Annotated in this window: 5 protein-coding genes; 3 read left to right on the top strand and 2 right to left on the bottom strand. The window is 70.1% G+C overall.

The features are described 5' to 3' along the window. From AC1D15_RS11520 to AC1D15_RS11530, 3 genes are all read left to right on the top strand, one after another. Positions 1-3,366, top strand: a 3,366-nt coding sequence (locus AC1D15_RS11520) for an RICIN domain-containing protein (protein WP_477826073.1), incomplete at its 5' end; no start/stop codon positions are given. An 11-nt stretch (positions 3,367-3,377) separates the two neighbouring features. Further along, positions 3,378-5,285: a hypothetical protein gene (locus AC1D15_RS11525; RefSeq protein WP_477826074.1), complete on the top strand. Its 1,908-nt coding sequence runs from the start codon at positions 3,378-3,380 to the stop codon at positions 5,283-5,285. Beyond that, positions 5,213-6,046, top strand: coding sequence for a hypothetical protein (locus AC1D15_RS11530; protein ID WP_477826075.1), 834 nt, complete (start codon positions 5,213-5,215; stop codon positions 6,044-6,046). The genes AC1D15_RS11525 and AC1D15_RS11530 overlap by 73 nt, the downstream gene beginning before the upstream one ends. Positions 6,047-6,052: 6 nt before the next feature. Here AC1D15_RS11530 and AC1D15_RS11535 read toward each other — a convergent pair whose 3' ends face one another. Then, a complete protein-coding gene (locus AC1D15_RS11535) occupies positions 6,053-7,471 on the bottom strand; it encodes a short-chain fatty acyl-CoA regulator family protein (RefSeq protein WP_477826076.1) in 1,419 nt (472 codons plus the stop codon). 22 nt (positions 7,472-7,493) lie between these two features. Next, on the bottom strand, positions 7,494-8,022 hold a 529-nt coding region (locus AC1D15_RS11540; protein ID WP_477826077.1), incomplete at its 5' end, for a uroporphyrinogen decarboxylase/cobalamine-independent methonine synthase family protein.

Here is an 8,022-nt window from a genome sequence, read left to right on the forward strand (position 1 = left end):
CCGGCGCAGGCCTACGACCTGAAGCGCCAGCCGGACGGCAGCGTCAAGCTGACGAATGCGGCCACCGGCCGGGTGGTGGACCTGAACGGCCAGTCCACCGCCGAGGGCGCGGTGATCCACCAGTGGACCGACAACGGCACCGTCGCACAGCGCTTCACGACGCAACTGGCGGCGGGCAACCGCTACAGCTTCGTCAACGTGGGCAGCCGCAAGTGCGTCAGCGCGGCGGGCGGTGCCGGCCTGCTTCAGGCGAGCTGCGACGGCCAGGCCGCGCAGCAGTTCCTGCTGTACCCGCAGGGCACCGGCGGCCGATCGGCGCTGGCGATCGGGCAGTACGCATTGCGCGCGATGCACTCCGGCCTGTGCCTGGACATCGCCGCCGCGAGCACGGCCGACAAGGCATCGGCGATCCAGGTGCGCTGCACCGGCGCGGCCAGCCAGCGTTTCGACCTGCTGCCGGTGGCCGACGGCAGCTACCGCCTGCGCAACGCCAACAGCGGCCGGGTGCTCGACATCGAGGGCATCTCCACCGTCAGCGGCGCGCGCCTGCAGCAGTATTCCGACAGCGGCGGCGCCAACCAGCACTTCAGCGCGACCGCAGACGGCGGCGCCTTCATGCTGAAGGCCCGGCACAGCGGCAAGTGCGTGGACGTGAAGGGCAACAGCACGGCGGTGGGCGCCGAGGTGCAGCAATGGGAGTGCGGCACCGGCAAGGGCAATCAGCAATGGCGGTTCGAGGCCGTGGGCGCGGCGGCGCCAGCCCCTGCGCCCGCTCCCGCGCCTGCGCCTGCGCCGGCACCCGCTCCGAGTCCTGCGCCGAGTCCTGCGCCGGCGCCGTCCCCCTCACCGGCACCCGCTCCGTCGCCTGCGCCGGCCCCTGCGCCCGCTCCCGCGCCTGCACCGGCACCGGCACCGGCACCGGCACCGGCACCGAACAGCCCGCTCGTGTTGCCGCTGGAGGTGCTGGGCAACGGCTCGCCGCAGGCGCCGGTCGTCGCCGAAGCCAGCCTCGCCGTCGATGCGCTGAAGCTCGCCGCCGTGAACCAGCTGTGGTTCCAGTGCCACCGCTGCGGCTTCTTCGGCGCGCCGGAGTTCGAGGCCACCACGCAGCCACCCACCAGGATCAAGGCGAGCGTGCGCGTGCTCGGCGGCGTGGCGGCGGCGCAGGCCGGCAGCATCCCGTGGGTCGACATCACCGATGCGACGATGAAGCTGGCCGATGCCGAGCGCGTGCAGGGCGGCCTGACGCGCGGCGGCCTGTACACCACGCGCATGAGCCTGGTGCTCGATGCCGCCGCCAAGGCGCGCCTCGTCGCCGGTGCCAACCGCGTGCAGTTCCGCTTCAACGGCACCGACGGCGAATCCAACGGCTACCGCATCGTCGACCTGCAACTGCAGGACGCGCAGGGCGCGAGCCTCGCGAGCAATGCGGTGCAGCACACCGACGTCAAGGCCGAGAAGGACGCCGGCCGCAGCTGGAGCGCCGACGTCACCGCCGGCGACGCGCTGTGGCACGGCCAGGGCAGGCTGCTGAAGTCGACCATCGTCAACCGCGCGATCAAGGCGGCCTGCTCGTCGTGCCATGCCGAGGACGGGCGCGACCTGCAGTACTTCAACTACTCGAACAACGCCATCGTGCAGCGCGCGCGCTTCCACGGGCTCAGCGAGGCGCAGGGCAGGCAGATCGCCGCCTACATCCGTTACACCATGCAGTCGGTGCCGCATGCGAACGGCGCCGCACCGTGGAACCCGCCGTACCAGCCCGGCCCCGGGCTGGACAGCAAGCCGCTGGCCGAATGGGCGGCCGGCGCCGGCCTGGGTGCGGTGATCGAGAGCCCGGTGCAGGCGATGAAGGCGCTGTTCGGCAAGCCGCAGGACGGCAGTGCGTTGAACCTGAGCCAGGCCGACGTCGACCGCGTGATGGACGCCAACGCGACGCTGAACACCCGCGAAGGTGCGATGCCGCTGCAGTACCCGGACTGGAACGCGTGGCTGCCCACCATCCACCCGCTGGACGTGTGGCCCGCGGGCGGTGCCACCGGCTCGTTCGAGACCGGCGGCAAGTTCGCCAACGGCAGCATGAACCCGTACGCGACCTCGAAGCGGATCGCCACCTGGTTCGAATCGCACAGGAACCCGAACGGCGCCTTCGGCGACTGGAGCCACCTGCAGCCGGCCGAGCGGGCCGAGATCCAGGGCATCCTGCAGATGTCCGGCTTCGAGGCCTACAACTACCTGGGCGGCGGCCGCGGCAACCACATTGCTGCCTCGGGCGAGAACGGCGCGCAGGTCGGCGCGCGCAACCTGATGGCGCTGGCCTCGCCGGCCACCACGGCGGGCGACCCCGCCTCGTTCACCACCAACGCCTTCATCGAGCGTGCGGTGATGAGCATGCTGCACTGGAACGTGGTCAACCAGTGGCAGTGGGCGCAGCAATACGGGCTCGAGGGCAACCAGAAATGGTTCATCGGCGACTACGACAGCGCCGCGAAGACCTGGAAGGGCCGCGGCGAGGCGCGCGGCTGGCCGTTCAACACGGTGAGCGCGTTCTTCCTCGCGCCGCACATGCTGTACCAGGCCGACCAGGACGCCACCGGCAAGGTGACCCGCGAGTGGACCATGGCATGGGAAGCCGCGAACAAGATGGGCTCGTACTACCGCACCAACGCCTGGTACCAGATGCAGGYCAGCATCAACCCGGGCGGCCAGGGCGATTGGGTCAACTACTCGGTGGACTGGCCCTACCTGACCGGCTTCGACGACGTCCTGGCCAACGCGCTGGGCACCTCGACGCCGGCGCAGGCCAACTGGGCGCTGATGGCCAACATCCGGCTGCTGCAGGCGCGCATCAAGGGCGCGCAGTTCGTCAACAACGCGATCCCGCTGTACGTGCCGGGCGACACGCGCTCGATCATCCTGAACCGCGGCCGCTACAGCCGGGCGCAGACGCTGAAGCACCTGGTGCCGACCAATTTCATCGACACCGCGACGACGCAGGGCAACGGCAGCACGCCGTTCAAGAAGTTCGACCAGCTGCAGGCGGGCCTGCACCTGAAGGTCGTCAACGGCGCGATGCAGCAGTTCAACCAGCTGTTCACCGACACCGACCCGGCCCTGTGGCGGCGCTGCGATCCCAACAACATGGACCTGGGCGAACCCGAGCCGACCGCCGGCTTCGCGTTCTGCCTGGACCGCGCGAAGAAGCCGCTGGCCCCGGTGAACGGCGGCTACGCGATGAACTCGGTGGACTACCGCGTGCCGGCGGAGCAGAAGTCGCAGTACGGCATCTGGAAGATCACGCAGATGGGCGGTGACGCGCAGCGGCTGAAGAAGTGGAACGACTGGGTGCTGCGCGCCTGGCCTTGAACGAGAGAACCATGAAGAAGCAACTTTCCGACCTGTCGCGCGGCCGGCGCCTGGCGCGTGCGCGCGCGGCCACGCTGCTCGCATCGCTGACGATCGCGCTGGCCGCGTGCGGCGGCAAGGATGAGGACGGCGCGGCCGGCCCGCCGCCGACGCAGACGGATGCACCGTCTCCGGCGCCGGTGCCCGCACCCGCACCCGCGCCGGCGCCGGCCCCGGCCCCGGCCCCCGCGCCGACCACCTCCGCGCTGCAGCTCCCGCTCGAACTGCTGGGCGATGGTTCGCCCTCGGCGCCGGTCGTCGCGGAAGCCGGCCTGACGATCCCGTCGGCCCAGCTCGCCAACGTGAACCAGCTGTGGTTCATGTGCCACCGCTGCGGCTTCTTCGGCGCACCCGAGTTCGAGGCCACCACGCAGCCGACGACACTGGTGAAGGCAAGCGTGCGCGTGCTCGGCGGCGTCGCGCCGTCACAGGCTGGCAGCATCCCGTGGGTGGACATTGCAGATGCGACGATGAAGCTGGCCGACCCCGAGCGGGTGCAGGGCGGCCTGACGCGCGGTGGCCTCTACACCACGCGCATGAGCCTGCTGCTCGACACCGCGGCGAAGGCGCGCCTGGTGGCCGGCGTCAACCGCGTGCAGTTCCGCTTCAACGGCACCGACGGCGAATCCAACGGCTACCGCATCGTCGAGCTGCAACTGCAGGATGCGCAAGGCAGAAGCCTCGCGACCGACACCGCGCAATACGCCGACCTCAGCGCCGAAAAGGCAGCCGGGAAGGCGCTCAGCGCCGATGCGACGGCCGGCGACGCGCTGTGGCACGGCCTGGGCCTGCTGAAGAAATCGAGCATCGTCAACCGCAGCATCGAGGCGGCCTGTTCGTCGTGCCACGCGGTCGACGGGCGTGACCTGCAGTACTTCAACTACTCCAACAACGCGATCGTGCAGCGCGCGCGCTTCCATGGGCTGAGCGAGACGCAGGGCAAACAGATCGCCGCCTACATCCGCTACAGCCAGCGCGACGTGCCACACGTGGCGCAGGCCGCGCCGTGGAACCCGCCGTACCAGCCCGGCCCGGGGCTGGACGCGAAGCCCACCGTCGAATGGGCGGCCGGCGCCGGCATCGCCGCAGTGCTCGACAACGCGACGCAGGCCGCCAGGGCGCTGTTCGGCAAGCCGCAGGACCAGCCGCTCGCGCTGACGCAGGCCGACATCGACCGCGTGATGGACGTGAGCGCGACGATGAACGTGCGCGAGATCCCGATCCCGCTGCAGTTCCCGGACTGGAACGCGTGGATGCCGACCATCCACCCGATGGACGTGTGGCCGGAAGAGAATGCCGCGGTGGCCGGCGGCTCGTTCCTGAAGGGCGGCACCTTCGCGAACGGCAAGCAGGACACGCTCGCGCAGCACATCCGCGCACGCGCCTGGCTGCAGTCGCACCTGAACCCGAACGGCAAGTACGGCGACTGGAGCCACCTGACCGACGGCCAGCGCGACGAGATCCAGGCCATCTTCATGGGCATGGGCTTCTCGCCGAACAACTTCCTCGGCGATTTCAACGACCCGAACAAGGCGACCGGCGCGATCGTCGGCGCGCGCTGGCTGCAGTCGAAGGCGAACGGCGCGACGATGGCGCGGGCCGATGCCGGCGCGTTCACCTTCCCGGCCTTCACCGAGCGCGCGAAGATCTCGCTGACCAACTGGGGCGCGCTGCAGCAGTGGGAACTGGCCCACACCTTCGGGCTGGAGGGCAACCAGAAGTGGTTCATCCGCGCGCCGACAAGCAGCCGAGCGGCGCCTGGGTCGGCGCGGGCGAGGCGCGCGGCTGGCCGTTCAACACTTTCGGCGTGTTCGAGCTGGCGCCGCACTTCATGCACGTCAACGAGCGGCTGCCCAACGGGGTCGACCGCAACCGCGTGATGGCCTGGGAGGCCAACAACATCGTCGCGTCGCTGTACCACACCAACCAGTGGTACCAGCTGCAGATGACGCTGAACTCGGGCGCGCAGCAGGCCTGGAGCAACTTCCCGATGGACTGGCCGTACATCGTGACGTGGGATGCGATGCTCACCGACGAGATGGGCCTGAAGAACGGTGCGCAGCACGAGGCGCTGAAGGCCAACCTGGTGCGCACGCTGCAGGCGCGCATCAAGCTCGCGCAGTACGTCAACAACGGCTACCCGATCAGCAAGCCCGACCCGAACCAGCCGAACGCGCCGGAGCGCGACCAGGGCAACAACGGCCGCGCGAAGGCGCTGTTCCATGTGGTGCCGACGCTGTACGTGGACGGCGGCGAGGCCTACAACTCGACCTCGCCGCAATCGCGCTACCGGCTCTACGACAGCTTGCAGCCCGGGCTCTACAAGATGGCCCTGAACGGCGGCATCCAGATGTTCAACCAGCTCTACGCGACGCAGCCGGTGACGGCCTGGCGGCGCTGCGACCCGAACGCGCTGATCGCAGGCGAGCCGGAGGAGACGACGGGCTTCCGCTTCTGCCTGGACCGGGCGATCAACCCGCTGCCGAGCGACGGCAAGGGCTCGGTGCAACTGCCGTTCGGCGCGCGCACCGACCAGATCGTGCGCTACGGGCTGATCAAGACGAAGGAGCTGGGCAGCGGCATCGAGCCGGCGCGGCTGAAGACCTGGAGCGACTGGGTCGGCGCGGCCTGGCCGCAGTGACCTGATCTATACGCCCGCGTAGGGCTCGACCGGCCGCTGGTTCTCGTCGACGCGCAGCGGCCGCCCGAGCGCCGGGAACGCGCGCTGCGCGCAGCCTTGGCGCTCGCAGACCTTGCAGCCGGGGCCGATCGGCGTCACCGCCTGCGGGTCGGCCAGCGCCAGCCCGCGGGCGTACACCAGGCGCGACGCGTGCCGGCGGTCGCAGCCCAGCGCCACCGCGAACTCGCGTGGCGGTGTGCCGAAGCCGCCGCTGTCGTGGCGGATGCAGCGGGCGATCCACAGGTAGGTGCGGCCGTCGGGCATCGAGGCCAGCTGTGTCAGCACCTTGCCGGGTTGCGCGAACGCCTCGTAGACGTTCCACAGAGGGCAGGTGCCGCCGGTGCGCGAGAAGTGGAAGTCGGTTGCCGACTGGCGCTTCGAGATGTTGCCGGCCCGGTCCACGCGCACGAAGAAGAACGGCACGCCACGCGCCTGCGGGCGCTGCAGCGTCGAGAGCCGGTGGCACACCGTCTCGAAGCTGACGCCGAAGCGGCGCGCCAGCCGATCGATGTCGTAGTGCAGTTCCTCCGCGGCGGCCAGGAAGGGCGCATAGGGCAGCACCAGCGCGCCGGCGAAGTAGCTGGCCAGCCCGATGYGCCCGAGCGCGCGCGATTCGTCGCTGCGGAATTCGCCGCCCGCCACCAGCGAGGCCAGGAGTTCGTCGGCCTCGACGAAGGCCAGCTGGGTCGCCAGCTGAAACGCGCGTTGGCCCGGTTCGAGATCCGCATGCAAGGTCAGCAGCCGTGACCGCGGGTCGTAGCTGCGCAGGCCGGGCAGCGCATCGGCCGCTGCGGTGCGCGTCGAGATGCGGTGCTTCAGCAGCAAGTGCCGCTCGAGCCGCCCGGCGAGGTCGCGGGCCAGCAGCGAGGGCGGGTCCAGCTCGGCATGCGTGGCCTCGGCCAGCTCGTCGAGCTCGGCGACGTGGTTGTGGCGCGCGTAGAAGAAGTCGCGCACTTCCTCGTGCGGCTGGGTCGGACCGAGGCCGGGCCGGGCATCGCGGTCGCCCAGGCCGACGGCCATCGCTTCGAGGCGCTCCTGCGCATCGCGGGCCACCTTGTGCAGCTGGAGCATGCGATTCGCGAGCGCCGGCATCTGCTGCGCGAGGGCCAGCACCTCCGCATGCGGGATCGCGGCACCGCCATCGGCGACCACGTCGTGCAATTGCGCCATCAGGCGCGCCTCTTCACTCTCGGAGAAGAACTGCAGGTCGACGCCGAGCGCCGACTGCAGCTTCAGCAGCACCGGCACCGACAGCGGGCGCTGGTTGTTCTCGAGCTGGTTGACGTAGCTGGCCGACAGCTCCAGCGATTCGGCCAGCGCGGCCTGCGTCAGGCCGCGCTGCTCACGCAGCGTGCGCAGGCGCACGCCGAGGAAGGTCTTGCGCATGGTGGTTGAGACCCGATGTGCTTCACGCCGCGGCGAGCCGCTCCTTTGCCAGCTTCGTGCCTTTGGCCAGCGCTTCCAGCTTGCGCCAAGCCACGTCCCGCCCCATCGGTGCCAGGCCACAGTTGGTGCACGGGAACAGCCGCTCCTTCGGCACGAACTGCAGCGCGCGGCCGATGGTGTCCGCCACTTCCTCGGGTGTCTCGACGACATCGCTGGCCACATCGATCACGCCGACCATCACGTCCTTGCCGGCCAGCAACTTCATCAGGTCGGGCGGCACATGGGAGTGGATGCATTCCAGGCTCACCTGGTCGATGCGGCTGCGGGCCAGCGCGGGGAACACCGCCTCGTACTGGCGCCATTCGTCGCCCAGCGTGCTCTTCCAGTCGGTGTTGGCCTTGATGCCGTAGCCGTAGCAGATGTGCACGGCCGTCGTGCAGGTCAAGCCCTGTGCGGCGCGCCCGAGCGCCTGCACGCCCCAGTCGGCAGCGTCCTTCATGTAGACGTTGAACGCGGGTTCGTCGAACTGGATGATGTCCACGCCGTCGGCC

It is taken from the genome of Rhizobacter sp. P2_H2, from assembly GCF_056403375.1.

Bases quoted from the DNA above. Each gene is read 5' to 3' on its own strand.
- AC1D15_RS11525 (WP_477826074.1), top strand. From the start codon at position 3,378: ATGAAGAAGCAACTTTCCGACCTGTCGCGCGGCCGGCGCCTGGCGCGT.